This window comes from Vreelandella lutescens (assembly GCF_014640815.1).
GTDB lineage: Bacteria > Pseudomonadota > Gammaproteobacteria > Pseudomonadales > Halomonadaceae > Vreelandella > Vreelandella lutescens.
This window is the reverse complement of the sequence record NZ_BMHM01000002.1, coordinates 219,736-244,378: the sequence shown is the minus strand read 5'-3', so window position 1 is coordinate 244,378 and position 24,643 is coordinate 219,736. Positions and strand designations below refer to the sequence as shown.

General features: G+C 55.9%; 25 protein-coding genes. 3 read left to right on the top strand and 22 right to left on the bottom strand.

Annotation, left to right across the window (positions count from 1 at the left end):
• Positions 1 to 55: 55 nt before the first annotated feature.
• The 12 genes from acpS to rpoE all read right to left on the bottom strand — a co-directional run bounded on the left by acpS (position 56) and on the right by rpoE (position 11,060).
• Positions 56 to 433 (bottom strand): holo-ACP synthase, encoded by a 378-nt coding sequence (gene acpS, locus IEW65_RS05435; RefSeq protein ID WP_188638877.1) that lies wholly within the window; start codon positions 431 to 433, stop codon positions 56 to 58.
• Position 434: 1 nt separating this feature from the next.
• Positions 435 to 1,259, bottom strand: a complete 825-nt coding sequence (pdxJ, locus tag IEW65_RS05430; protein ID WP_188638479.1) for a pyridoxine 5'-phosphate synthase — start codon at positions 1,257 to 1,259, stop codon at positions 435 to 437.
• Between the two features lie 92 nt (positions 1,260 to 1,351).
• Entirely contained in the window at positions 1,352 to 2,047 is a 696-nt protein-coding gene (gene recO / locus IEW65_RS05425; protein WP_188638478.1) for a DNA repair protein RecO, read from the bottom strand.
• An 8-nt stretch (positions 2,048 to 2,055) separates the two neighbouring features.
• A complete protein-coding gene (era, locus tag IEW65_RS05420; protein WP_188638477.1) occupies positions 2,056 to 2,955 on the bottom strand; it encodes a GTPase Era in 900 nt (299 codons plus the stop codon).
• Entirely contained in the window at positions 2,952 to 3,644 is a 693-nt protein-coding gene (rnc, locus tag IEW65_RS05415; protein WP_188638476.1) for a ribonuclease III, read from the bottom strand. Before rnc ends, era begins: the two co-directional genes overlap by 4 nt.
• A 64-nt stretch (positions 3,645 to 3,708) precedes the next feature.
• Positions 3,709 to 4,512: a signal peptidase I gene (lepB, locus tag IEW65_RS05410; protein WP_188638475.1), complete on the bottom strand. Its 804-nt coding sequence runs from the start codon at positions 4,510 to 4,512 to the stop codon at positions 3,709 to 3,711.
• 15 nt (positions 4,513 to 4,527) lie between these two features.
• On the bottom strand, positions 4,528 to 6,345 hold the full coding sequence (lepA, locus tag IEW65_RS05405) for a translation elongation factor 4 (RefSeq protein ID WP_188638474.1): 1,818 nt from the start codon (positions 6,343 to 6,345) through the stop codon (positions 4,528 to 4,530).
• A 187-nt stretch (positions 6,346 to 6,532) separates the two neighbouring features.
• A complete protein-coding gene (locus tag IEW65_RS05400) occupies positions 6,533 to 7,945 on the bottom strand; it encodes a DegQ family serine endoprotease (protein ID WP_188638473.1) in 1,413 nt (470 codons plus the stop codon).
• Between the two features lie 66 nt (positions 7,946 to 8,011).
• Complete coding sequence (locus IEW65_RS05395; protein ID WP_229755481.1) at positions 8,012 to 8,467, bottom strand: SoxR reducing system RseC family protein; 456 nt, start codon at positions 8,465 to 8,467, stop codon at positions 8,012 to 8,014.
• Between the two features lie 2 nt (positions 8,468 to 8,469).
• Complete coding sequence (locus IEW65_RS05390; protein WP_229755480.1) at positions 8,470 to 9,390, bottom strand: MucB/RseB C-terminal domain-containing protein; 921 nt, start codon at positions 9,388 to 9,390, stop codon at positions 8,470 to 8,472.
• 98 nt (positions 9,391 to 9,488) lie between these two features.
• The gene (locus IEW65_RS05385) at positions 9,489 to 10,220 is read right to left on the bottom strand and encodes a sigma-E factor negative regulatory protein (protein WP_188638471.1); all 732 of its coding nucleotides are present in this window, start codon (positions 10,218 to 10,220) and stop codon (positions 9,489 to 9,491) included.
• Positions 10,221 to 10,460: 240 nt separating this feature from the next.
• Positions 10,461 to 11,060 carry an RNA polymerase sigma factor RpoE gene (gene rpoE, locus IEW65_RS05380; protein ID WP_188638470.1) on the bottom strand — a complete coding sequence of 200 codons (600 nt, stop codon included), beginning with the start codon at positions 11,058 to 11,060 and terminating at the stop codon, positions 10,461 to 10,463.
• Positions 11,061 to 11,436: 376 nt separating this feature from the next.
• Here rpoE and IEW65_RS05375 point away from each other — a divergent pair, with 376 nt between their 5' ends.
• The gene (locus IEW65_RS05375; protein WP_188638469.1) at positions 11,437 to 12,513 is read left to right on the top strand and encodes a 3-deoxy-7-phosphoheptulonate synthase; all 1,077 of its coding nucleotides are present in this window, start codon (positions 11,437 to 11,439) and stop codon (positions 12,511 to 12,513) included.
• 81 nt (positions 12,514 to 12,594) lie between these two features.
• Here IEW65_RS05375 and dinG read toward each other — a convergent pair whose 3' ends face one another.
• Both dinG and rhlB read right to left on the bottom strand, forming a co-directional pair.
• The gene (dinG, locus tag IEW65_RS05370; RefSeq protein ID WP_188638468.1) at positions 12,595 to 14,724 is read right to left on the bottom strand and encodes an ATP-dependent DNA helicase DinG; all 2,130 of its coding nucleotides are present in this window, start codon (positions 14,722 to 14,724) and stop codon (positions 12,595 to 12,597) included.
• A 5-nt stretch (positions 14,725 to 14,729) separates the two neighbouring features.
• Complete coding sequence (gene rhlB, locus IEW65_RS05365; protein ID WP_188638467.1) at positions 14,730 to 16,004, bottom strand: ATP-dependent RNA helicase RhlB; 1,275 nt, start codon at positions 16,002 to 16,004, stop codon at positions 14,730 to 14,732.
• 145 nt (positions 16,005 to 16,149) lie between these two features.
• Between rhlB and IEW65_RS05360 the strand changes: the two genes are divergently transcribed.
• Positions 16,150 to 16,398, top strand: a complete 249-nt coding sequence (locus tag IEW65_RS05360) for a hypothetical protein (RefSeq protein ID WP_188638466.1) — start codon at positions 16,150 to 16,152, stop codon at positions 16,396 to 16,398.
• Positions 16,398 to 17,225 (top strand): exodeoxyribonuclease III, encoded by an 828-nt coding sequence (gene xthA / locus IEW65_RS05355; RefSeq protein WP_188638465.1) that lies wholly within the window; start codon positions 16,398 to 16,400, stop codon positions 17,223 to 17,225. Before IEW65_RS05360 ends, xthA begins: the two co-directional genes overlap by 1 nt.
• 70 nt (positions 17,226 to 17,295) lie before the next feature.
• Here the strand turns inward: xthA and IEW65_RS05350 are convergent, their stop codons facing one another.
• The 8 genes from IEW65_RS05350 to nrdF form a co-directional block, all read right to left on the bottom strand.
• Positions 17,296 to 18,216: a hypothetical protein gene (locus tag IEW65_RS05350; RefSeq protein ID WP_188638464.1), complete on the bottom strand. Its 921-nt coding sequence runs from the start codon at positions 18,214 to 18,216 to the stop codon at positions 17,296 to 17,298.
• A 151-nt stretch (positions 18,217 to 18,367) separates the two neighbouring features.
• Positions 18,368 to 19,462: a tetratricopeptide repeat protein gene (locus tag IEW65_RS05345; RefSeq protein WP_188638463.1), complete on the bottom strand. Its 1,095-nt coding sequence runs from the start codon at positions 19,460 to 19,462 to the stop codon at positions 18,368 to 18,370.
• An 83-nt stretch (positions 19,463 to 19,545) separates the two neighbouring features.
• Positions 19,546 to 20,298 carry an energy transducer TonB gene (locus IEW65_RS05340; protein WP_188638462.1) on the bottom strand — a complete coding sequence of 251 codons (753 nt, stop codon included), beginning with the start codon at positions 20,296 to 20,298 and terminating at the stop codon, positions 19,546 to 19,548.
• A complete protein-coding gene (locus IEW65_RS05335) occupies positions 20,295 to 20,702 on the bottom strand; it encodes an ExbD/TolR family protein (RefSeq protein WP_188638461.1) in 408 nt (135 codons plus the stop codon). The genes IEW65_RS05340 and IEW65_RS05335 overlap by 4 nt, the downstream gene beginning before the upstream one ends.
• A complete protein-coding gene (locus tag IEW65_RS05330; RefSeq protein ID WP_188638460.1) occupies positions 20,695 to 21,237 on the bottom strand; it encodes a MotA/TolQ/ExbB proton channel family protein in 543 nt (180 codons plus the stop codon). The genes IEW65_RS05335 and IEW65_RS05330 overlap by 8 nt, the downstream gene beginning before the upstream one ends.
• A gap of 1 nt (position 21,238) precedes the next feature.
• Positions 21,239 to 22,600, bottom strand: a complete 1,362-nt coding sequence (locus tag IEW65_RS05325; RefSeq protein WP_188638459.1) for a MotA/TolQ/ExbB proton channel family protein — start codon at positions 22,598 to 22,600, stop codon at positions 21,239 to 21,241.
• Positions 22,597 to 23,376: a DUF3450 domain-containing protein gene (locus IEW65_RS05320; protein WP_188638458.1), complete on the bottom strand. Its 780-nt coding sequence runs from the start codon at positions 23,374 to 23,376 to the stop codon at positions 22,597 to 22,599. Before IEW65_RS05320 ends, IEW65_RS05325 begins: the two co-directional genes overlap by 4 nt.
• 260 nt (positions 23,377 to 23,636) lie before the next feature.
• Complete coding sequence (gene nrdF / locus IEW65_RS05315; protein ID WP_188638457.1) at positions 23,637 to 24,608, bottom strand: class 1b ribonucleoside-diphosphate reductase subunit beta; 972 nt, start codon at positions 24,606 to 24,608, stop codon at positions 23,637 to 23,639.
• Between the last annotated feature and the right edge of the window lie 35 nt (positions 24,609 to 24,643).

Below are 24,643 nucleotides of genomic sequence, written 5' to 3'. Positions count from 1 at the left end.
CAGCTGGCATTGGGGTGCCTGAAACATGGCGCTTATGAATAGCGCCATGATCGACTCATCGTTCCAGCACGACAAAAGCGACAGCGTAATCAGCCTCATCACTCAGCGAAATATGCGCAGCGGTGGCACCACTTGCGCGAAAAAGCCGCTGCGCTTCGCCACTAAGCTTTAGACTGGGCTTGCCCAAGGCATCGTTGAGCACCTGTATCTCGCTCCACTGCATGCCCTGGCGCAGCCCAAGCCCTAGGGCTTTGACAAACGCTTCCTTTGCCGCGAAACGTTTCGCCAAGTAGGCCGTTGCTTGGCCTTTTGCTTGCCATACCGACTGCTCGTCTGGCCCTAGAATACGTTGCGCAAAGCGTGGGCCGTGACGCGTCACGGCCTGACGAAAACGCTCAACCCGCGCAATATCAGAGCCAATCCCCACAATCATGTTAGTGGCCGCAGCAGTCGTGGTGACCATCACTATGGTCGTGGTCATGGTCGTGCTCATGGGCATCCAGGGCTGCCATCAAACCAGCCTCTTGACCCGCAATGATTAACCGCTTCATCTCTTGTACGGCTTCTTTTAAGCCGACAAACAGCGCACGGGCAATAATCGCGTGACCAATGTTCAGCTCATTCACGCCGGGTAGCGCCGCAATCGCTTCCACGTTGTGATAATGCAGGCCGTGCCCGGCATTGACGACCAACCCCAGCGAGACCGCATGCACCGCTGCCGCGCTAAGGCGGTCATACTCAGCGTTCGCTTCTGCACTGCCTGGCTTTGCTTCGGCATAAGCACCGGTGTGCAGCTCGATAGTCGGTGCGCCTGCACGCTTAGCGGCATCAATTTGAGCTTCATCAGGGTCGATAAATAGCGACACATCACAGCCAAGCGCAGCAAGACGCTGGCAGGCGCTCGCAATCTGGTCGAAGCCGCCCACGACATCCAGCCCGCCTTCGGTGGTCAGCTCTTCGCGCTTCTCCGGCACCAAACATACGTGGGCGGGGCGCACTTCTTCTGCCAACGCGAACATCTCTTCGGTGACCGCCATCTCTAGGTTCATGCGTGTGTTAAGCACTTCCGCCAGCAGGCGCACATCGCGTGGCTGGATATGGCGGCGGTCTTCGCGCAGGTGGACGGTAATGCCGTCAGCTCCCGCCTCTTCGGCTAGCAGCGCCGCTTGAACCGGATCAGGATAGCGTGTGCCACGGGCCTGACGCAGCGTGGCGATATGGTCGATATTAACGCCGAGTAAAATCCGTGGTGGGTGCATAACGTGTCTCCAATCAATAAAGGGCGATAGGTGGTAATAGTCGATGGCGGTGATAAATAGTAATCGCCATCAAGAGGCAGCGATGGGTTAGCTCATGAACGCTGACGTCGACGGGCTAAATCCAGCATTAGTTCACGGGAACGCAGTTCTGTTGGGCCTAGGTGGGGAGCCAGCGCCGCTCGCGTCACTGCTTTCAGCGCACCCGCCAAGCCTTCCGGCTGCCAGTCGCCCTGCTCAATGTAGCGCAATGTGCGCCCTTCAATACCCTGCTCCGCGGGTAAAAACGCACGGCTGGCAGCATCAAAGCGGTAGCGGCAGTGTGGATCTAAAGGGCCGCCTTCCGGCGTACAAAAGCGTGGGGTGGCTTCCAATGCCTCTAATAATGCCCACTCATAGCGTCTCAGCGCCAGCCCGCGCTCCGCAGGAGCCGGTAGCGCTTCCAATAGAGCGCTATAAAACGCAAAGACGTCGGTGGCGACCAGCTCAAGGGGAAGTAATCGAGTGGCAATCTCATTGGCATAGAGGCCACACAGCAGGCCTTCGCCTGCCAGCAGGGCGGTGTGCCCACGGGACTCCATCAGTGTTAGCCGCTTTAGCTCCCGTTCTCCCCGCCAGGATACAAACAGCGGGGTGAACGGCTGCAGCCGCTGGCGCGATTTAGAGCCGGGCCGCTGGCCACCATGGGCGACTGCCCGAATACGGCCATGATTCAGCGTCAATAAATCGACCAGCGCACTGGTTTCACGATATGCCCGGCGGTGCAGCAGAAACGCAGGCTCTGCGGTCATTGCCGTGCTCAATCGAGATCGTAACCCAGGCTTTTCAGCGCCCGCTCGTCATCCGACCAACCGCGCTTCACCTTCACCCACATATTCAGCATGACTTTGGTACCCAGCGCGCGCTCCATATCCAGGCGCGCTTCACGGCCAATACTCTTGATCCGGTCGCCGTTCTCGCCGATTAAGATCACTTTTTGACCCTGACGCTCTACCAAAATGAGTGCGCTGATGTGCGTAACGCGCTCGGTCTCGCGAAACTCTTCAATCTCGACCGTCATTTGGTAGGGCAGCTCGTCACCCAACTGACGCATGACTTTTTCACGCACCAGCTCAGCCGCCATAAAGCGCAGGCTTTTGTCGGTGATTTGGTCTTCCGGGAAGAAGTGAATGCTTTCAGGCAGGTGCTTAGCGACCTCTTCTTCCAAGGTATCTACCTGGGTGCCATGCTTAGCTGAAATGGGCACAACGGCAGCAAACTCACGGCGTGCGCCAACTTCAGCCAGCCAAGGCAGTAAGTCGCCCTTCTCTTGCAGGCGGTCGACTTTGTTAACCGCTAGAATCACCGGCGCTTGCACGTGTTCAAGACGCTTCAATACCGCCTGATCTTCTTCTGTCCAGCGGGTGCGATCAATAATGAACACTACACAGTCTACGTCACGCAGCGCCTGAGTTGCCGCCTGGTTCATAAAGCGGTTGATCGCTTTATTGCGGTCTTTGGACATGATGTGCATGCCCGGCGTGTCGACGTAGATAAACTGCGTATCTTCGACGGTTTTAATCCCCATTACCTGATGGCGCGTGGTTTGCGGCCGCCGAGAGGTAATCGAAATTTTCTGCCCCAGAATCCGGTTCATGAGGGTTGATTTGCCTACGTTGGGACGGCCAACGATGGCCACGAATCCGCAGGTTTGGCTCATGATTTGTCTCCAGGGGGTTGTTCGAGATAGGACAATGCTTCTTCCGCAGCCTGCTGTTCAGCGTGGCGGCGGCTGGGGCCTTTACCAGTGGTATGCTCGCTTAGCAGCTCAATGTAGCACTCCACGGTAAAGGTCTGGGCATGCGCCTCTCCCTTCACAGAGACCACTTCATAGCGCGGTAGCGCCGCTTGGCGCGACTGCAAAAACTCTTGTAAGCGTGTTTTCGGGTCTTTTTGGGTATCTTGCAGCGAAATGTTCTCCAGACGCTCGGCGTACCATGCCAGCACGCGCTCGCGCACGGCATCCATTCCGGCATCCAGATAGATCGCCCCAATAATCGCCTCGACGGCATCTGCCAAAATCGATTCACGACGATGGCCGCCGCTTTTCATTTCACCAGAGCCTAACCGCAGACACTCGCCAAACGCCATCTCGCGGGCGAGTTCTGCCAGGGTTTGGCCTTTTACTAAGCGGGCGCGCAGGCGGGAGAGCTGCCCTTCGCGCGCTTGAGGAAAGCGCTGAAACAGCGCTTCCGCGATCACAAAATTCACGATGGAGTCACCTAGAAATTCCAGGCGCTCATTGTTGCGACCACCGTAGCTGCGGTGGGTCATGGCCAGTTCCAGTAGCGTTGGGTCGCCAAAGGTATGGCCGATTCGTCGGCAAAAAGCGGTTAAGGAATTACTCACAGTGCTCCTACGTCATTGACGTTAACAAAGATAACCATACTCACGGTTTGCACATTATGCTGCTTCATTCAATACGCCGCACGCTGGTAAAACTGGGCAGGCCGCCATCCCAATGCATCCAAACGGCAAACGCGCGCCCTACGATATTCTCTTCAGGCACAAACCCCCAATAGCGACTGTCGTTAGAATGGTCGCGGTTATCGCCCATGGTGAAGTAGTGGCCTTCTGGCACGACGACTTCACGCATTTGCGGGCCTGGATCACGGGGGTTGTTGTAGATAAAGTGGCTGACTTCGCCTAACTGCTCTTCTAACAACAGCTGCTGTGGCGAGAGTTCCGGCCCCTCTTCTACTAGCGTTTTAGTGACCGCCTCGCCGTTCACATACAGCTGCTTGCCCTCATAACGAATGCGGTCACCGGGCAGCCCTACAACGCGCTTTATAAAGTTAACGGCCGGCTCTTCAGGGAAACGAAACACCATCACATCGCCCCGCTCGGGGTCATTGACCTCTAAAAAGCGGTGGTGCACCACCGGCAGGCGCAGTCCATAAGAGAACTTATTCACTAGAATAAAATCGCCTACTTCCAGGGTGGGTTTCATAGAGCCCGAAGGAATCTGAAACGGCTCCACAATAAAGCTGCGCACGACTAGTACGACTAGCAGCACCGGAAAAAACGAACGCGAATAGTCGACGGGCCACGGCTCTTTTAGGAGCTTTTCCCGCGTAGACGCATCCAGTCCTTCCGTAGTGGCTGACTCAGCAGTGGCAACGCGCTCGCGCCGCTTGGGTCGCAGCACGAGTATATCCAACAGGTAAATGGCACCTGACAGCACCACTGCAATGACCAATAAGAGTGAAAAATCCATGTGGGGGTTGTATCCCTAGTCGTTTACCTTGAGCACAGCAAGGAAGGCATCCTGGGGAATTTCAACACGCCCCACCTGCTTCATCCGTTTTTTACCGGCTTTCTGTTTTTCAAGCAGCTTTTTCTTACGGCTCACGTCGCCGCCATAACATTTAGCTGTCACGTTTTTACGCAGCGCTTTGACCGTTGAGCGCGCGACGACCTGGCCACCAATCGCTGCTTGAATGGCCACATCAAACATCTGCCGCGGAATCAGCTCTTTCATTTTTTCAACCAGCAAACGTCCGCGGTTGTGAGCGTGATCACGGTGAATAATGACGGCTAATGCGTCTACTTTGTCGCCGTTAATCAGGACATCTAGACGGACAAGTTTCGCGGCATCAAAACGCTCAAAGTTGTATTCAAGCGATGCATAACCGCGAGAAATCGACTTCAAACGGTCAAAGAAGTCCATCACCACTTCCGACATCGGCAGTTCATACGCCAGTTGGATCTGGTTACCTAAGAACTGCATATCAAGCTGGGTACCACGACGCTGCTCGCACTCAGCAATCACGTTGCCCACGTACTCTTGGGGCACCAGAATATTGGCACGCACAATGGGTTCACGCATTTCGTCCACGTCGGCCATATCGGGCAGCTTGGACGGGTTGGAGACGTACTGAACATCGCCATTTTTCATGCCCAGCTCATACACCACCGTCGGTGCCGTGGTGAGCAGATCGATGTCGTATTCGCGCTCTAAACGCTCTTGGATGATTTCCATGTGCAGTGTGCCCAGGAAACCTACCCGGAAGCCGAACCCTAACGCATCAGAATTTTCCGGCTCGTACTCAAGCGACGCATCGTTCAGGGCTAGTTTTTCAAGCGCATCGCGGAAGTCTTCGTAATCATCGGCGCTTACCGGGAACATACCGGCGTAAACCTGAGGCTTCACTTTCTGGAAACCCGGCAGGCGCGGCACGTCTGGGGTTTTGGTGTGGGTAATGGTATCGCCCACGGGTGCTCCGTGAATCTCTTTAATCCCGGCCACGATAAAGCCTACTTCACCAGCGCGCAGGATATTGGTCTCTTTACGCAGCGGGGTAAAAATACCGACTTCGGTGGCATTCCAGTCACGGCCAGTCGACTTGATACGAATTTTATCGCCTTTGCGCAGCGTGCCGTCAAACAGCCGCACCAGGGAGACAACGCCCAGATAGTTATCGAACCATGAATCGATGATCAGTGCCTGAAGCGGCGCGTCGGGGTCGCCTTTAGGCGGCGGAATATCACGCACTAGGCGCTCAAGCAGCGCGTCGATGCCGATACCGCTTTTCGCTGATACCTGGCACGCGTCAGTGGCATCTAAGCCAATAATCTCTTCAACCTCTTGGGCTACCCGGTCTGGGTCTGCCTGGGGAAGGTCAATTTTATTGAGTACCGGCAGCACTTCCAGGCCCTGCTCGATAGCGGTATAGCAGTTGGCGACCGATTGCGCTTCTACCCCTTGGGCAGCATCAACCACCAACAGCGCCCCTTCACAGGCATACAGCGAGCGTGAGACTTCGTAGGAGAAATCGACATGCCCTGGCGTATCGATAAAGTTGAGTTGGTAGACTTGGCCATCGGCGGCGGTGTAGTCCAGCGTTACCGACTGCGCCTTGATGGTAATACCCCGCTCACGCTCAATATCCATGGAGTCGAGCACCTGCTCTTTCAACTCACGTTGAGTCAAACCGCCACAGGTTTGAATCAAACGATCAGAGAGCGTCGATTTACCGTGATCGATATGCGCGATGATGGAGAAATTGCGAATATGCTTGAGCTTTCCGCCGGAAACGTCATGAGACATCGAGTGTGTTCTGCCTTATTGGTACGCAAGCGTGGGGTTGCGGCGCTAGGCCGAAGGGCGAAAAAGCGAGGACCGCACCACTGCATTGCCAAAGTTCGTCAAAAGATAAGCGCTATTGTAGCGATATGCGCGGGATAGGAACAGCAGTCCGGCGAGAACCGCCGGACTGGAGGGGGTTAAGAAGCGGTTATTCGAGCCTGAGTGCTACAAACAGCGAACGACCATCTCGGTACAGGCGCACCGGAATAGCGCGGTCGTTAGGCAACTCTTCCACAATGCGCATTAGCTCATCCGCCGAGGACACGCTGCGGTGATCAATGCTGACTAGAATGTCACCCGTGCGCAGACCCGCCTGGGCAGCAACGCTATCAGGCTCTACTTGGCTGACTTCAACGCCGCCACTGATATTTAGTCGCTCCCGCATCGCTGGGTCAACTTCTGCGACCGTCACCCCTAGACGCACTTGGCTGTCGCTATTGGCGGCTGGTGTTGTTTCATCCATATCAGGCCAGCTACCCAGCTCTACCGTTTCAGACACCTGCTCGCCGTCACGCATAAGGGTTAACTCAACATTATCACCCGGCGCTACGCGACCAATAAGACGAGGTAATGAGCTTGAACGATCAACCTCTTCGCCATCCACTTCCAGAATCACATCGCCTGCCTGTAGGCCACCCTGGGCCGCAGGACCCTCTGGGTCTAAGTCCGCAATCAGCGCCCCGATGGCCTCACTCATGCCAAACGACTCCGCCAGGTCCTGTGATACTGGCTGGATCATGACGCCTAACCAGCCACGATTCACGCGGCCATCCTCACGCAGTTGGTCGGCCACATCCATGGCAACGTTAATGGGAATCGCAAAAGAGAGACCCATGAAGCCACCGCTTCGGGTAAAGATCTGGGAATTAATCCCAATGACCTCTCCTTCCAGATTAAACAACGGGCCGCCAGAGTTACCGGGGTTAATCGCCACATCGGTTTGGATGAATGGCACATAAGCATCGCGAGGCAGCGTACGGTTAATCGCACTGACAATACCGGCGGTCACCGAGTGATCAAACCCAAACGGTGAACCAATGGCCGCGACCCACTCGCCGACTTTCAGCGCGTCAGAGTCGCCCAAGTTCAGCACAGGCAGATCGTTGGCATCGATTTTGAGTAGTGCAACGTCTGTTTGCGCATCGCTACCGATCAACTCAGCTGGCAATTCGCGACGGTCATTCAAACGTACCAGAATTTCATCGGCATCTTGCACCACATGGGCGTTAGTCATCACGTAGCCATCAGCGCTGATAATAAAACCAGAACCTAGCGACTGGCGCTCCTGACCGCGCCCTCCACCACTGCCACTATTGGGTGGTGATGGGAAACTGTCGCCAAAGAAGTGCCGGAAAATCTCAGGAATTTCCTGGCCGCCAAAGCCTTGCAACGCCGGATTGCGCTGTACCGTTCGGCTGGTAGAAATATTCACCACGCCTGGCGCAGCGTCTTCCACCAGCTCAGTAAAGTCAGGCAGCGTTTGCGCATAGGCATTCTGACCTAGCAAAAACATTGCCACCAGGCATAGCCATAGTGTCGAGGGGAGAACCAAGCGCTTCATGCAACAGCTCCTAGTCAAGCAGATACGAAACGAAGGGAGTGCAACTCTTAGCGAGCTACGGAACAACTAACTGACCAAACGCGGTCGGAAGCGTTCCATCCGCCCGCGCATTAGGTATCTAAGCGTTATCACACCGCCTATCAAGGTGCTAAAGAATAGGGTCGCGATGTGCCATTCGCTAACGTCTAATAGCGATGTAACACCCGCCACCAGTAGCGCCATCAACAGCGGTAATGCGTAAACCAGACAGGCTAAAAGACTCATATCGTGTTTGGGCAGGGCAATGGTCGCTTGGCTACCCAAGGGGTAGGCAGACTCTACCCTGGCGAGCGCTTTAGAAGGAAACACCGTGATTCGCTGCTGCTGACGCCGCGCTAATAGTCCCATGCCACAACCCCGCCCCTGTGCACAACGTTGGCAAGTGGCGTCAAGGGAAACATCAACGACCACACCACCGCCTGAGTAACCCACCACAGGCCCGGTTCTTAGCAGTAACCCGCAGGCGGAAGCATTCATGGACATTGCTATGGCTCAATATGAACAGATTGCACAATACGCTGAAGCATATCAGGTGGCAGCTCTCCAATGCCGACGACCTGCCACCGCCGCTCTCCAGCAGATACGATAGACACCGCCGCCGTTGAGACCCCTAGGCGATGCACTCCCTCTCTCAAGGTAGGGTCCTCCACAGCGTTAACAAATAAGCTGAATGCCGCCAACCCGTCGCTATACACTCGCTGATTACTGGCGGAACGCCCGGGCTCTTGAGGCTGATCTACAAATCCATCTGGCAGCCATGCTACCTGCCAAGGATAAGAGCCCCGCTCAGTGCTGATAGCATCATTAACGCTACCATCATAAAGTTCAGGAGAGTGAAGCTGGGTAATTTGGAACGTCTCCAACACGCGTTCCTGGGTATCACTCATGACATGCTTAAGCAACAGCCCGGTCTCTTTATCTACCCACCATGCATGCTGATAGCGCTGTTGATCGTGGGGAACAAAACGGAGCTGGACCGCATCGCGGCCAGCGACTCGGGCATCTTCTTGAAAGGAAATATCGTAATAGGACGCTATATGCTGAGCCCAAGCATCTGGTGACGCTAGGCCGCTATCCGCATCTGAAGTGAATCGTGGTATGTAACCAACAATAGAGCGACGCTCGATGCTCACTGATGGACCATCGAGATGTTGGACGACTTGCTGGCGAACACCATCACGAATACGGTGGGAAAGCGCGAGTGTGCGAACACCCAGTGCATCAATGGTGACAGCACGCGCTTGAAAAGCATAGCAGTGTCCTGCCAGCCTGCTGTGTGCTAACCAAGCCTGGGCAGAGCTTTCCCCAGGCTGATCGGCAACGCTTGTACAAGCTATGTGCGACTGCGTTTTCGTGTTAGCGACAGCAAATAAGGGGACTAGGCTAGCGCCTACTAGGCCCAGCATTAATACTAGCCGAGCTCCCCAACCTCTATTTCGAGCGGTCACCATACCGATCAGACAGCCTCTTACTTATCGATAAAATAAACGTTAAGACGCGTTATTTACCGCTGCCCTAATGGCTCAGTCACAGATGAGCGCATCAGCGGCATCCAACTGTCACCACTGCCGCTAGCAGCGCCTTGAGTATGCTGCTCAAGATAGGATTGGAGCATGCGCAGTTGATCCACATCAATCGACGTTGCTTGCTGGGCCATCATACCCTGCGGCGCGGCGGGGGTTGAAAAACCAGCATCGCTGATATTCATCAAGCCGCTATTACCCGACTGCCCATTAATACGAAACGGCGTTGGCTCAAACATCGGCATGTCTGAAGCCGCCATTGCTGCAGATTGCGGCGACCCTAAGCTGACAGGCTGCACTTGGGCACCCGTGGGCGCCTGCGACGCAATCGTACTCCCTGCTGGCTGAGCAGTGTCTGCACCGTTACCGTTAAAGAATTGCACGCCAGTGATCACCATTAGCGATACAGCCGCCGCGACACCAGCACCGCGAGCAAACGAGATGCCGCTGGTTCGTGCGGGCGTTGCGTCGCTATCGCTTAGCAGAGCGGGCGCTGGTTCTTCATTCAGACGAGCCATGATGCCTGCAGATAGGTCGATACTGACATCTACGCTGCGCTCACGCTGCATCATGCTGCGGGCCAAATGGTAACGACGCCAAGTCTCTGCCGCATCGGCATCGTCAGGCAGAGATTTCAACACTCGGCGCAATTCAAGCTCATCACTTTCACTGTCCATTAATGCTGAAAGTGATTCCCGTGTGCTTTGACTCATACTTCACACCCTCACACTGTGTTAGAAGAAGCTCGGCGACCACACGGCTAGTGCGTGTTTTAGCCGCCAAACTTCACAGGCCAAGACCTTGTTACCAAATCACTGCACATTTAACGTAGTGCAATGATTTAACACGATCATGCTAGACAGCCTTTATGACGCTTCACTTGCCAGACAGTTCACTAAAAACCCAAAAACGTAAAAGTTTGTGACCGCCATCGCGTATTAATGGGTCACTGGCTACTCGTCTCGACTGTTGCGCGCGGTGGTAACCAACGGGCGAATATGCTCATCCACCGCTTCACGGGCACGAAAGATACGCGAGCGCACGGTGCCCACTGGACACTGCATGACTTGGGCAATGTCTTCATAGGCTAATCCGTCCAATTCACGCAGCGTGATGGCCGTACGCAAATCATCAGGCAGCTTTTCTATCGCTTCAAACACGGCCGCCTCAAGCTGGTCGCGCGCTATCGACGCCTCGGGTGACTCTGAATCCGCTAAGCGGCCACTCTGATCGATAATTTCTGCATCGACAATATCTAAGTCGCTGCCGGGCGGCCTGCGCCCGCGCGATACCAGATGGTTTTTGGCAGTGTTGATGGCGATCCGGTACATCCAGGTATAGAACGCGCTTTCTGCACGAAACTTACCCAGCGCACGATAAGCCTTTATAAAGGCTTCCTGCGCCACGTCCTGCACCTCTGAATGGTCGTGAACATAGCGTCCAATCAAGCCAATAATTTTATGCTGATATTTTTTTACCAGCAGATCAAAAGCACGTGTGTCGCCTTTTTGAGCACGTTCAACCAGCTGTTGGTCTGTTTCACGAGTGCCCATTCACACGCTCCTTCTGCTCGTACGCTTGGCGTCGAGCTTTATGTCTTTTTCGCCCTGTTAGTCGGGCCTTCACAGCAAGCAGCATAGCGTCCCTTGGGCATCTGTTAGTCGTCATGGAGGAAAACAGTAGGCTATCACGGACCTACCCCTCAGTTAGGTTGCGCTGATAACTTAGCGCCAATGCCATGTAGTGTTACGCGTTCTCAGCAGCGCATCAAGCGCTTACACTCTTTCTTGAAGCCTGATACCCCCTTTAATAAAACCCTGAGGCTGACATTTTTCCTTAATGCAAAGTTCCGTAACAATTGATTTTTACCACCGTGACGCGCCATAGTAGTGACCACTTTTCGCCCATTGCGCACGCACAGGTAGCAAGATGTCAGATCAACAAGTTAGTAACCTCAACGTTCTTGCACAGGACGTTCTTACCACCCCAGAAGCATTGAAAAACGCGATCCCGTTAACGGAAAGCGCCGAGCGTTCAGTGATTGAAGGCCGCCGCACTATTCAGAACATTTTGGATGGTAACGACCCACGGCTGCTGGTGGTCGTTGGCCCCTGCTCAATTCATGACGTAGAGGCAGCACTGGATTACGCTCGCCGTTTGCGCACCTTGGCCGACCAGGTCAGTGACAGCCTCTATATTGTCATGCGTGTCTATTTTGAAAAGCCCCGCACCACCGTCGGCTGGAAAGGGTTAATTAACGACCCGCACCTAAACGACTCTTTCGAAATCGACGAGGGCCTGCACATTGCCCGCAAACTGCTGGTGGATTTAGCCGAGATGGGCCTTCCGCTGGCCACTGAAGCTCTTGACCCCATCTCCCCGCAGTATATGCAGGATTGCATTAGCTGGTCAGCGATTGGTGCTCGCACCACTGAGTCACAGACACACCGCGAAATGGCGTCTGGCCTCTCCTGCCCCGTGGGTTTCAAAAACGGCACCGACGGCAGCCTGGATGTCGCAATCAACGCACTGCAGTCTGTGGCCAACCCGCACAACTTCCTGGGCATTAACCAGGCAGGCCAAGTCGCCATCATCCGCACCCGCGGCAATGCCTACGGCCACGTGGTACTGCGCGGCGGCAATGGCAAGCCTAACTATGATAGCGTGAGTGTGGCCCTAGCAGAGAAAGAGCTAAAGAAAGCCAACCTTTCTGCCAACATCATGATCGACTGCTCACACGCGAACTCCAACAAAGATGCCGCGCTACAGCCGTTGGTACTGGAAAATGTGACCAACCAGATTCTCGAAGGCAACACCTCGATTATCGGCCTGATGGTAGAGTCGAACATTGGCTGGGGTGCCCAAAAGGTACCTGCTGACTTAAGCCAACTGCAGTACGGGGTCTCTATCACCGATGCTTGCATCGATTGGGACACCACTGTGGAAACGTTCACCCGCATGAACGATAAGCTAGCACCCGTATTAGCAAAGCGCATCGCTCAATAACGAGTCGTTGCACCCAAAATGTCCCGCTGCGCACTGCCCAGCTGGACATTTTTTTGGCGGCCACTTAACGCTTATCGCCCCTTACGCCTGTATTTCACGCTTAAAGGGCGGCAGCGCATCTAATAGCGCCTGCCCGTAGCGGCGCGTAATCACCCGTCGATCCAGCAGCGTAATCACGCCCCGATCACTCTCTTTGCGGATTAAACGCCCACACGCCTGTACCAGTTTAATAGAGGCATCTGGCACGCTAATACGCATAAACGGGTTACCGCCCTGGCTCTCAATCCATTCGGCAAGCGTTGCGCCAACGGGGTCATCCGGCACCGCAAAAGGCAGCCTTGTGATCACCACATGGGTCAGGTAGTCACCTGGAAGGTCAATCCCCTCAGCAAAGCTTGCCAAGCCGAAAATGATACTTCCTTTACCGCTATCGACCGCAGCACGATGGCGCTCAAGCAGCTCACGTTTAGGCAATGCATCTTGCGCCAGCACGCGCCCACTGGCGCTGGCAGGTAACGCCTTTTCTACGGCGCGCAGCTGCGCACGGGAAGAAAACAGCACTAGTACCGCCTCATCCTCACCTAGCTGCGACACAAAGCGCACAATAGCATGTTCATGCGCCTCTCGATCACTAGGATCAGTCGCTTCCGCTGGCACCCGCAAGACCGCATTGGCGTAATCAAACGGGCTAGGCAGCGCCTGATAACGATAGCGGTTAGCTAACCCGGCGCGCTCCTGCAGGCGCTCAAAGCGACCCAGCGCCGTGAGCGTTGCCGAAGTGACTACTGCCCCGTGGCAGCGCCCCCATAAGTGCTTGGCAAGCGTATGGGCAGCAGAGACAGGGCTTGCCGAAAACTCAATTTCTGCCTCACCCGCCACCCGGCTAAGCGTTATCCACCGCGCGCTGGGCGGCGCATTGGGCGCATCCTGCTCACTAAAGGCTTGCCATAGCGCGTGGGCATCCAAGGCACGCCCGTGCAACAGCGCGATTAGCGGCAGCCATGCCTCTGCTTGATCACGGTCTAGGCCCGTCTGTTTATCAGGATCCAAACTTTCGCGCAGAATATCGCTAATGCTTTCTAGATTTCTTGACAGAGTGGCAAACATGACCAGCAGCTGCTGGGCCTGATCGCGCAGCGCCTCTGGCACTTGGCCTTTTTCAAAGCGCTGCTGATGGGTGGCTTCTTCATCCGCCAGACCATTTTCACGCCCAGCTAGCTGATGCCCCATGCTAAACACGTCGCCCAACACAGGCTCTAAGCTGTGCATTAGCTCAGGCAGCCCTGCCAGTAAACGTGCAATAGTAGGCTGTGCCGCTAACCCCTGATTCAGGTCTGTGAGGCTCGTCTTTAGCGTTTTAAGCCAACGCAAACAGCCATGCACGGCAAACCGGTGGGCGAAATGCGACAGCGCCTTATCCGGCAGGTGATGGCCTTCGTCGAAAATAAAGATACAGTCTGCTGGGTCTGGGAGAATCGCGCCGCCGCCCAATGCAAGGTCTGCTAAGACAAGATCATGATTGGCCACGATCACATCGGCATTTTCTAACTCTCGACGAGAGCGAAAAAAAGCACAGGCGCCGTAATGGCCGCAACGACGCCCGGTACACTGGCGATGATCAACCGTGAGCTGGCGCCAGTGGCTGTCTTCAATAGACGCTGACCACGTATCGCGGTCGCCCTCCCACTCGCCCTTGCCGTAGGCCTCGGCCATGTCGGTGGCCAGCACGTTAAAGTCGCTGCTATCGGCTTGAAGGGATTGCTCAAATAGTGAGAGCGTTGGGTTAGGTTCACTGCCTTCTAAGGCTTGATCCAACCGCGCCACGCACACATAGCGGCCGCGCCCTTTGGCTAGCGCATAGCGAAAGGCAACACCGCTATGGCTTGCCAGTGACGGCAGGTCTTGATTCAACACCTGCTCTTGAAGCGCCACGGTGGCCGTGGAAACGATCAGCCGCTTGCCCTGCGCTTTGGCAATCGGCAAGCCCGCAATCAGGTAAGCCAGCGTTTTTCCTGTGCCCGTACCGGCCTCTAACACACACACGTGGCTGTCGCTAACACGCTTACCTTCGCTATCGCATTCGATATCGCCTAGGGTACGTGCAATCTCAGCAATCATTAAGCGCTGCCCGTAACGTGGCGTAAGCCCAAGCTTTTCCACCACGTTACGGTAAGCCTGCTGAATATCGTTTTTAAGCGCGTTATCCAACATGCCCGTTACAGCATGCCTTCCGGCGGATGTTCGCAGGGAAGCTTGCCGTTAATGTAGCGCTCAATCTCCGGCAGTGAGAAGGCATCTTCTTCACCGACAAAGCTGATAGAGACACCTTTCGCACCCGCACGCCCAGTACGTCCAATACGGTGTACGTAGTCTTCCGGGTCTTCAGGCAGCGTGTAATTGATGACGTGGCTGACGTCTTCAATATGAATGCCACGCCCGGCCACATCGGTGGCCACCAGCACCTGAATCTCTCCCTCACGGAAGCTCTCCAGGGTTTTGATACGCTGGTTCTGCGGCACATCGCCCGACAGCATCGCCGCGCTAACACCGGCTTTTTTGAGCAGGTCATCTAGCTTGCGTACGAGATCACGGCGATTACCAAACACCATGACCCGCTCGAAGCTTTCTTGCTCAAGCAGATTGATGAGTAGCCGCTGCTTATCATCATCCGAGACCAGATAAACACGCTGATCGATATCCGCCTGGTTTTCGACAGTAACCTCGATCTCTACATGAGCAGGATCAACCGTCCACTGACTGGCCAGATTGAGAATATCGTCGGTAAAGGTGGCCGAGAACAGGAACGTTTGACGCTCCTCTTTTTTCGGCGTGTAGCGAATGATGCGCTTCACATCGGGGATAAACCCCATGGAGAGCATACGATCCGCTTCATCTAGCACCAGCACTTCGGTTTCGGAAAGATCAATATCGCGCTTCTGATGGAAATCCAACAAACGACCCGGCGTGGCCACCAGAATATCGATCTTTTTACCCAGACTCTCGCGCTGTTTCTGATAGTCCATGCCGCCGACCACGCTTGCCACGCTAAGCTGCGTGAAACGGGCCAAGGCTTTGGCGTCTTTCTCGATCTGCAGCGCCAGCTCTCGGGTAGGCGCGATAATCAGCGCGCGGGGAGCCCCTGGCTTCTGACCATCAGGCGTTGGCTCTTCCATGAAGTACGCCATCACCGAGATCAAAAACGCGGCGGTTTTTCCCGTACCCGTTTGAGCCTTTCCGACAATATCGCCACCTAGCAGCGTGTGGCGCAGCGCCTCTGCCTGAATGGGTGTGCAGTACTCAAACCCTTGGGCATGAATAGCACGCATTAAAGGCAGCGGCAGATCAAAGTCATGAAAGCGCCACTTGCCGGCAACGGCGGGCACCTGAAACTGACGAAGATCCCAGTTTGACTGACGACGACGCGGTTTCCGACGACGACGTTTAGGCTTGCGGTTCTGGGCCGATGCTGTGGTCTGTTCCGACTCGCTCATAGGCTGTGTATCTGTCCATTGCTGTGGATGTTAGGCATCACGAAGTGCGCATTGTACCAGGGGTTGGCGATAAGAGCGCGCCCTGCTGTCGAAGGAGCATACATGCCTGTTAGAATGACGCATAAATTAACCCAAGGAGCGCGACATGACGCGTAAGAAAAAGACTCGTTCATTAGCGGATAAAGTGACTATCCGCACTGGTCGCCGCAAAGACTATAAGAAGTGGCGCCATGAAAACCCTGATCAGGTGACCTCATCGCGTCGCTTTGTAGCCAAAAAGCAGCAGCAGCGCAAACTGCAAGCCGTGCGTAAACTGGCGCGCCAGCAAAGCGGCCAATCCATTGTCATTCACCCCGACAAAGGGAGCGACAACTCGTCAGGAGAACCGTCGTAATGCGTTTGGTGTCGTTTAATATCAATGGCATTCGGGCTCGTCTGCATCAGCTGCAAGCACTGATCGACACTCAGCAGCCCGATGTGATTGGCCTGCAAGAAACAAAAGTACAGGACAGTGAATTCCCGTTGGCCGATGTAGAAGCCATGGGCTATCACGTTTTTTACTACGGCCAGAAAGGCCATTACGGCGTTGCGCTGATGTGCCGCCAAAAGCCGCAAGCAGTCTTTTATGGTTTCCCTGATGATGAGGAAGATGCTCAGCGCCGCATGATTGGCGTTAAGCTACTTGCCGAAGATGGCGAGGCGGTCACCGTGTGGAACGGTTATTTTCCGCAAGGCGAAAGCGTGGACCATCCGACTAAGTTTCCGCACAAGGCGCGCTTTTATCAGCAGCTCGCCAACCTGCTCAATCATCAGCATTCGCCCGATGAGCGCTTGGCCATCATGGGCGATTTTAACATCTCCCCTGAAGACCAGGACATTGGTATCGGCGAGGCCAACCGTAAACGCTGGCTGCGCGATGGAAAAACCAGCTTCCAGCCCATTGAGCGTGAGTGGCTGGAAGGCATTAAAGCGTGGGGGCTGAGCGACAGCTATCGACTTTGCCATCCGAACAATAGCGAGTGGTTCAGCTGGTTTGACTACCGCTCTAAGGGCTTTGATCGAGAGCCGAAACGCGGCCTGCGCATCGACTACATTCTGGTGTCCAAGCCGCTGGCCGAGCGCGTGACCGGGGCGGGGATTGATTACCCACTACGGGGTATGGAGCGCCCTTCTGATCACGCGCCTACCTGGAGTGATTTTTCAGTCACTCTTGCCGATTGAAGTCGCCACCGCCGCGCAACGCTCTCTAGCACACAGCGCCGGGTAAGAGCACCACCCGGCGCTGTGTGTATTAGCGGTTCGGCCCTGTCGAGCTTAACTCAGAGATACTGAGCTGATAGTTCAAATAGTCTTCACTGTAGCTACCCACATAGATACGGTACTCTCCCGCGGGCCAGTTCGTGTGTTCAATATGCTCATTCAAGCCGCTGCCGCCATCGTCATCGCAGAGCAAAAACTTACCGGGGCCATCAATAATCAGCGTGGTATCACCGTCAGCCTGGGTCCACAGCTGCAGATAAGAGAACGCGTTCACCAGCGTCATTTCATGGTCAGGCGTGGTGGCAATGTTCCCTTGGCAGCTGTTGCCCCGCATATCGGTCCCAAACTGATTTGATGCGCTCTGCGCCCCACCGGACACAAAGCTCACCCGCCAAGGGTCAGGGGAAAACCCCGGCGAAATAGCCAAGTGGCGCTCCTCACTGGTGTCAGGCAAGCTTGCATTACCTGGAGCGCTGCTACCCGGCAGCTCGCTTACGAACAGGTCGTAGTTGTGCACCCCACCACCATAGCTGCCCACATAAATGCGGTAGTCACCGGGTACCCAACCACTATGCTCGATTAGCTCATTCAACCCTTCGCCACCATCGTCATCGCACAGCAAAAAACGTCCTGGGCCGTCGATGATCAGCGTCGTATCCGCGCCGGACTGGGTCCAAACTTTCAGAAAATCAAAGCCACTGGTCAGCGTCATGACGTGATCGGGCGTTTGAGAAATACTGCCAGAACAGGCAACGCCTCGCATATCAGAACCAAAGATGCCGTTAGCCTCTTGACCGCCGCCCGACACATAGCTGCGCTGCATCGGGTCGGGCATGAAGCCTGGCGAAAGCGTTAAGTTAAGCTCTTGAGCATGGGCAGACGCCGCTGCCATTGTACCCACAGCCATCATGGTAAGCGCGCGGACACAGTGCCGCTGAGTGATTGGAGTCATAGTAGATCTGAGTCGCTAACAGGGAGGAGCGCCTTCACGAAGTAAGGCGATATGACGACCTACACAGGCCGCTTAGCTTTTATAGCACAACGCTTTTTGACAAGGGAGCGTTGATTCATAAGCACCGACGAAAGCGGCAGACGAACACCGATTAAAAGTAAGACAGCCACTGCTCCGCTTGGCGGTCGCCAAGATTAGCGGCATTCGTTAACGCTGCCTCCGCCTGCTCTTCCCTTCCCCACCCATAGGCTAACTGGCCATACTGACGCCAATCTTCCGCCGACCCGGTCAGCTCGGCCAGGGTTTGCCAAGCCCGCAGAGCATTTTCTACGTGCTTGGCCTGCTGCCAGGCGTTAGCCTGCAGCCGCAGCGTCTCTTCATCCTGTGGAAGCTGCCCCGCCTCCAGGGCGGCTTCTAAATGCTCGGCGGCACGTGCCGGCGTGCCGCCTGCCAGATGAAGCTGAATCAGCGTGCGCCGCTCATCGGGAGACGACAGCTTACCCAATTGCCAAGCGGCTTCCCACACCGCTGCCGCCACGCCCAGCTGGCCGGCCTGCTGGGCAAGCCCCGCCGCTTGACGCCATGCGTCGGGGCCACTGTCGGCATTCAAACCTTTCAACAGCCAGCTCAACGCCTGCTCGCCATCCCCAGCTTGGCGAAGCACCACATTCGTCAGCGTCTGCTGATCAGCACTTAACCCGCCTTTTTCAAGTAACGGCACCAACCACTCTAACGCCGCATCCCAACGCTCCTCTTCGGCCAGCATGCGCACTAACTGCCACACCGTTTCATCGTAACGCTCATTGCCTGTAGACTCTGACAACCACTGCTCAAACAGAGTAATGGCAGTATCTCGCTCTCCCGCGGCACGGCGCAAGGACGCCTCATCGCGCAGCCAGCGACGCCGCTGACTATCGGGAACGCTTGGCCGCTGACGGGCGCTGGTCAGCTCATCGGCAGCCGCGAGATGTTCGCCTTGGCGCACCAGTGCACTGGCTGCTAACTGATGATAAAGCGCGCTGGCCCATTGGTCGGCTCGATTACCACTGGCAAGCCGCGCTGATTGGGCGCGCGCATGACTGACAATACGATCCAGCTCTTCAGAGTCTGCCGAGCCCGCAGGCTGATTGGCCAGTTGGCTTTGTAACCCGTTTAGGTCTTGAATAATGTCGCCCGGCAACGGTTCATTCGCTGTGGCGGCACAACTCAGCACGGTCAGTAGCAAAGCTCCCACCCAACGCTGCATACCCTTCCCTCGGTTGGCGTTTTTAACTGATTTTTTTGGCGATTTTTCTCGACGAGACATCTCACCGTCACCCTTATTCACGATTACCTTAGCTGGAACTCAATACGCTGAGTAGCGCGACGTAGCTGCTGGCTCGGCTCGAACTGCCAGCGCGCAATAGCGTCGCGGGCAGCTTCTTCAAACACACGACGGGGCTGGGCATTGGTGACACGAATAGAGCCGCTATCCACGCTGCCGTTGCGCTGGATAACAAACTCCACCTCCACAAAGCCCTCCATACCACGGCGCTGGGCACGGGGCGGGTAAGAAGGATTGACCCGGCTCGTCGGTGCCACTTGTCCCACGCTCACTGGCTCATTAGAAGGCGCAGGCTCTGCCGCCGGAGCTGCCTCGCGCTGAGCAGTAGAAGGCTCCGGCAATGGTGATGGCGCGGCGGTTTCGGCAGGCTGTGGAGCAGGTTCAGGCGCGGGCTCGCGTGCAGGCTGCGGCGTGGGCTCGGGTCTGGCTTCTGTCAGCTCTGGCAGCTCACTTTCAAGCTCAACGGGCTCTACCGGCGCGTCGGGAAGCTCTACCTCTGGCAACGCAATGGTACTCGTTGCAACAGGTGCAGGTGCGGGCGTCGGCATCGGGGGCGGCGCGGGTGCCGCTTGGGCTGGAGTAGGGGGCGGTGTCTCCTGCTCTGGCGCGACCTCAGGAGCCTCCACCATGGTCATCGACATCGACATAATGGGATCGTCCACCTGCTGCTCGGGTGGTGCCACCAGCAGCGCCAGCATCCAGAAAAGTCCGACAGCCAGGGCAATACCGCCTAGCATCGAAAAGGCATGGCGCATCATGGCGCACTCCGGCTCGCTGCCACGGCCACCTGCTCAACGCCTGCCTGCTGAAGACGATCCATTACTTCAATCAGCACGCCTGTGGTGGACTCACGATCTGCCTGGATAACTACCGACCCTTCACCGCTGAGCATGCTGGCTACCTGCTGCCCAACGCGGTGTAAATCCACCGGCTGACCATCTACCCACACCGCCCCTTCTGGCGTGACGGCAATCAGCACCTGAGCGTCAGGGCGCGGCGTGGCGGCAGCGGCTTCTGGGCGATCAATCTCCACCCCGCTCTCTTTGATAAAGCTGGTCGTGACGATAAAGAAGATCAGCATGATGAACACCACATCCAGCATTGGCGTTAAGTTCACCTCATTGCTGTCGTCGGCAGCCTCTATGGAACGGCGTCTACGCATCACTCTCCTCCAAGGCACGCGCTAAGCGGTCATGCAGACGCTGATCTTCGCGACGAATAACGTGCTCTAAACGACTAATAAACAGCATACCCACCACTGCAATCGCCATCCCCGTTAAGGTAGGCAGCGTTGCCCGGGCCACGCCGTCGGCCATGGCACGGGCTTGATGGGTATCACTCATTGAAAGGCTATCGAAAACGGTAATCATGCCGGTGACCGTACCCAGCAGCCCCAGCAGCGGGCAGAGCGCTACCAACAGCTTAATCCAGGGCAGCGGGCGGCGTAGTTTGGCAACTAAAGCCTCACTCCACACATGGCGAAGCGTACGCGCACTCCAACTGCGGTGGTCACTTCGCGCCGTCCAGCGCCGGATGAGCTGGCGGCGGGCGCGACGCCAGCTCATCCGGTAGTACCACCAGCGCTCAATGGCCATACCAAACACCAGCACAGCCACCACCGCGAGCACAACCAGGACAGCACCACCCGCCTCTAACAGCCGCTCGACTGGCTCTAGCCAAAGGGGTAAGGTCGGCATACTAGTTCACCGTTTTCCCAGAATGGGTGGACTGCGCTTCTAGATGGTCAGCCAAAGTGGCGCTGGCTTCTCCTTCAATCACCTGGGTAATAAAACGGCTGCGACTGGAGAGCGCGGTTTGGGCGAACAGCAGCGGCACTGCCGTTACCAAGCCCAAAACGGTGGTCACCAGCGCCTGGCTAATACCTCCCGCCATTAACTGCGGGTCGCCCGTTCCAAATACCGTAATGGCTTGGAAGGTCACAATCATGCCTGTCACCGTTCCCAATAAACCCAACAGTGGTGCAATAGCGGCTAGCAGTTTGACGATGGGCTGACCACGCTCGATTTTCGGCAGCTCGGCCAGTACCGCCTCATCCAATCGCGCCTCGAGTGCTTCCGGCGTTTGGTGCTTATCCATCTCTTTAAAGCGCTCTAACACGCGACCCAGCGGATTATCCTTGTTCGGCTGATCTAGTGATTGGCGCTGGCGGCGCACACGGGCACTGATCATCAACAGGTAAACGTACTGGGCTAATGCCACCAGCAAACCAATACCCCCCAGCACGACCACCACGTAACCTACGTAGCCGCCTTGCTGGAATCGCTCCCAAAGCGTGGGCTGTTGCGCCAATGCTTGCAGCACGCTGCCTTGCGTAGGGTCAATGGCAAATTCACGGCTTTCGCCCTGATGGTAAGCCGCTAACAGATCGCTGATCGCCGACGGCGTGCGCGGCACTTCCGCCAGGCTATCGCCCTCTTCTTCACCTTTTCTCAACAGCGCCGTCTGCGTAAAGGCGGCGAAATCTCCTAACCGAACGACGCTACGCGGCGCGATCTCTCCACTGGCATCGGCCACTGCCACTTCCAGGTGTTCGGCGCGGCCTGTATTGAGCGTTAACGTTGCCAGGCTATCGACCACCTCTTCTATTTGCTGACGCTCTAACACATCGACATCATTCAGACGCGGCGGTAACGCATCATCATGAAGCGTTAACCAACTATCGCCTCCCAGCTCATTGCGGACTTCTTCGCTATGGCGAGTGAGGTCTGCTAATAAAGAGGTAAGCGCCTCCCCTTGCTCCTCCTGTCGCTGGGCAAGCACTTGCGCCTGTTCCGCCTGCTCTTCTTGCTGCGCTTGCAGTGCCGCTTGCTCCGCCTCTGCCGACTCATGGGCAGCGCGGGCCTCGTCTAATGCGGCGTCCAGCGCCTCTTGATTCTCTAAGAAGGATTGAAGCCGAGCTTGATCACGGCTCTCAGCCGCCTCGCGTGCTTCCCGCAGCGAATTGACTTCACCACTTTGTGCCATCGCCGCGCTACTGGTAAATGCGCCGAGTAGCAACGCTAGGCATAGCCATGCTTTCGGGCGTGACAACAGGCTCATGGCTGCCCTCCTTGATCGTTGGCAGTGATAGAGAGGGGCAGTTGCAGAAGCTCCGGCGTGCGCTGGTCATCTGCGATACGCAGGCCATTGCGCACCTGCCGACGGGCGGGCTCGTCTAGCGCTAGCCATTGGCCATCCTCTTTATCCCAAACGCCACCTTCTCGACCATCGGGCGTCAGGTAGTAAAAGCCAATACGGCCAATACGTAAGTACTCCACTTCTCTTGGCGACGCTCCCTCCATCACCAACCGACCTCGCCAGCTATCCACTTCGCGACCATAGGCAAGCTCAGCGCGCCAGGCTTCGAGCAAGCTGGCAATGCGTGCAGCGCTACCTGCCTCGGGATTACCGGAGGATTCCACGCGGGCGAGGCGTTCATCGGTTAAGAACGGCAGATCTGACTCGATCCAACGGGCTAGCTGCTCGGTCATATCCTGCTCAATCATGGGCAGCGCATCACGGGTATCGCTTAACGTATCCAGCGCTTGGCTTAACCGCTGCTGACGCTCGGCTTCGCTAGCCAAGCGGCTACTGAGCGTTGCGTTGGAGGCTTCCATCTTGCGGGTTTCCCGCTCTAAGCGGCGCAACTCTTCAATGGCGGAACGGGTAGCTTCATCCGCGCTGTCAATTTGCTGCTGCAGCTCCGACTGAGTCTGCTGGGCCTCGACACTTTGGGCCGCTTGATCCATTGTCTCATCACTTGCCATGAGCGTACCGCTGACCAGCACCCCGGCAAGCCAGCACCCACGAAAGGCAAAGAAAGGCCTTTTCAGCACGTTATGTCTCCGTTACTGCTTAGCGCACCACCACAGGCGACCCGCTAAAACTTATTAGGTATAAGAACGATTTGCGTTTAACGCGTGCACTGCCTAGCGTAACACTAATTGAATAAATGACAATATTTATCATTAACATTCAATCGGAACGTTGTCTTGAGACCAAAAAAAACGGGAGCCAAAGGCTCCCGTCTCTCTTACTACTCTTTTGACGACTCTTTTTACTGCTACCACGACGACAGCGTCATCATATCAAATGATCAGAACGACCAGTCGTCATCTTCTGTCGCGACAGCTTTACCGATGACGTAAGAAGAGCCAGACCCGGAGAAGAAGTCGTGGTTCTCATCCGCACTGGGTGACAGCGCGGCCATAATCGTCGGGTCAACGTCCGTCACGCTACTGGGGAACAGCGGCTCAAAGCCCAGGTTCATCAGCGCCTTGTTGGCGTTGTAGTGAAGGAATTTCTTCACGTCTTCCGACAGACCTACCTCATCGTAAAGCGATTCGGTGTAGCGGACTTCGTTGTCGTAAAGCTCCAGCAGCAGCTCGTAAGCGTAATCTTTCACTTCCTGCTGACGCTCAGGGGTCTCTTCTGCCAGCGCCTGCTGGAATTTATAGCCCACGTAGTAGCCGTGCACCGCTTCATCACGAATGATCAAACGAATCAGGTCAGCCGTGTTGGTCAGCTTGGCGTGGCTAGACCAGTACATAGGCAGATAGAAGCCCGAGTAGAACAGGAACGATTCGAGAAAGACGCTGGCGACTTTGCGCATCAGCGGGTCTTCCGAGCGATAACGCTTCAGAATCAGCTCAGACTTCATTTGCAGCGTCGGGTTTTCTTCGCTCCAGCGGAAGGCATCATCCACGTCGCGCGTCGCGCATAGCGTCGAGAAAATCGAGCTGTAGGAGCGCGCATGCACCGATTCCATAAAGGCGATATTGGTATAGACCGCTTCTTCATGGGGCGTGCGTGCGTCATCCATTAACACCGGCGCACCGACACTGCTTTGAATCGTGTCCAACAGGGTCAAGCCCGTAAAGACACGAATCGTGAGCTGCTTCTCTTGCTGCGTCAGCGTGTTCCACGACTGAATATCGTTAGAGAGCGGCACTTTTTCCGGCAGCCAGAAGTTGCTGGTCAGACGGTTCCACACCTCAAGGTCTTTATCATCTTGAAGGCGGTTCCAGTTAATCGCATTCACCCGCGACAAACGTTGCATCATTGTCATCAGCGTTCTCTCACAAACATCATCTTAAAAGCGTT

Coding starts and splice junctions, on each gene's coding strand:
- IEW65_RS05375 (WP_188638469.1), top strand. CDS start 11,437: ATGTCAGATCAACAAGTTAGTAACCTCAACGTTCTTGCACAGGACGTT.
- pdxJ (WP_188638479.1), bottom strand. CDS start 1,259: ATGCACCCACCACGGATTTTACTCGGCGTTAATATCGACCATATCGCC.
- IEW65_RS05395 (WP_229755481.1), bottom strand. CDS start 8,467: ATGTCCATGAATGCTTCCGCCTGCGGGTTACTGCTAAGAACCGGGCCT.
- IEW65_RS05400 (WP_188638473.1), bottom strand. CDS start 7,945: ATGAAGCGCTTGGTTCTCCCCTCGACACTATGGCTATGCCTGGTGGCA.
- IEW65_RS05360 (WP_188638466.1), top strand. CDS start 16,150: ATGACGCGTAAGAAAAAGACTCGTTCATTAGCGGATAAAGTGACTATC.
- era (WP_188638477.1), bottom strand. CDS start 2,955: ATGAGCCAAACCTGCGGATTCGTGGCCATCGTTGGCCGTCCCAACGTA.
- IEW65_RS05325 (WP_188638459.1), bottom strand. CDS start 22,600: ATGAGCCTGTTGTCACGCCCGAAAGCATGGCTATGCCTAGCGTTGCTA.
- IEW65_RS05345 (WP_188638463.1), bottom strand. CDS start 19,462: ATGCAGCGTTGGGTGGGAGCTTTGCTACTGACCGTGCTGAGTTGTGCC.
- xthA (WP_188638465.1), top strand. CDS start 16,398: ATGCGTTTGGTGTCGTTTAATATCAATGGCATTCGGGCTCGTCTGCAT.
- lepB (WP_188638475.1), bottom strand. CDS start 4,512: ATGGATTTTTCACTCTTATTGGTCATTGCAGTGGTGCTGTCAGGTGCC.
- acpS (WP_188638877.1), bottom strand. CDS start 433: ATGATTGTGGGGATTGGCTCTGATATTGCGCGGGTTGAGCGTTTTCGT.
- IEW65_RS05335 (WP_188638461.1), bottom strand. CDS start 20,702: ATGCGTAGACGCCGTTCCATAGAGGCTGCCGACGACAGCAATGAGGTG.
- IEW65_RS05390 (WP_229755480.1), bottom strand. CDS start 9,390: ATGCTGGGCCTAGTAGGCGCTAGCCTAGTCCCCTTATTTGCTGTCGCT.
- IEW65_RS05385 (WP_188638471.1), bottom strand. CDS start 10,220: ATGAGTCAAAGCACACGGGAATCACTTTCAGCATTAATGGACAGTGAA.
- recO (WP_188638478.1), bottom strand. CDS start 2,047: ATGACCGCAGAGCCTGCGTTTCTGCTGCACCGCCGGGCATATCGTGAA.
- rhlB (WP_188638467.1), bottom strand. CDS start 16,004: ATGAGCGAGTCGGAACAGACCACAGCATCGGCCCAGAACCGCAAGCCT.
- IEW65_RS05340 (WP_188638462.1), bottom strand. CDS start 20,298: ATGATGCGCCATGCCTTTTCGATGCTAGGCGGTATTGCCCTGGCTGTC.
- IEW65_RS05350 (WP_188638464.1), bottom strand. CDS start 18,216: ATGACTCCAATCACTCAGCGGCACTGTGTCCGCGCGCTTACCATGATG.
- nrdF (WP_188638457.1), bottom strand. CDS start 24,608: ATGACAATGATGCAACGTTTGTCGCGGGTGAATGCGATTAACTGGAAC.
- dinG (WP_188638468.1), bottom strand. CDS start 14,724: ATGTTGGATAACGCGCTTAAAAACGATATTCAGCAGGCTTACCGTAAC.
- rpoE (WP_188638470.1), bottom strand. CDS start 11,060: ATGGGCACTCGTGAAACAGACCAACAGCTGGTTGAACGTGCTCAAAAA.
- lepA (WP_188638474.1), bottom strand. CDS start 6,345: ATGTCTCATGACGTTTCCGGCGGAAAGCTCAAGCATATTCGCAATTTC.
- IEW65_RS05330 (WP_188638460.1), bottom strand. CDS start 21,237: ATGCCGACCTTACCCCTTTGGCTAGAGCCAGTCGAGCGGCTGTTAGAG.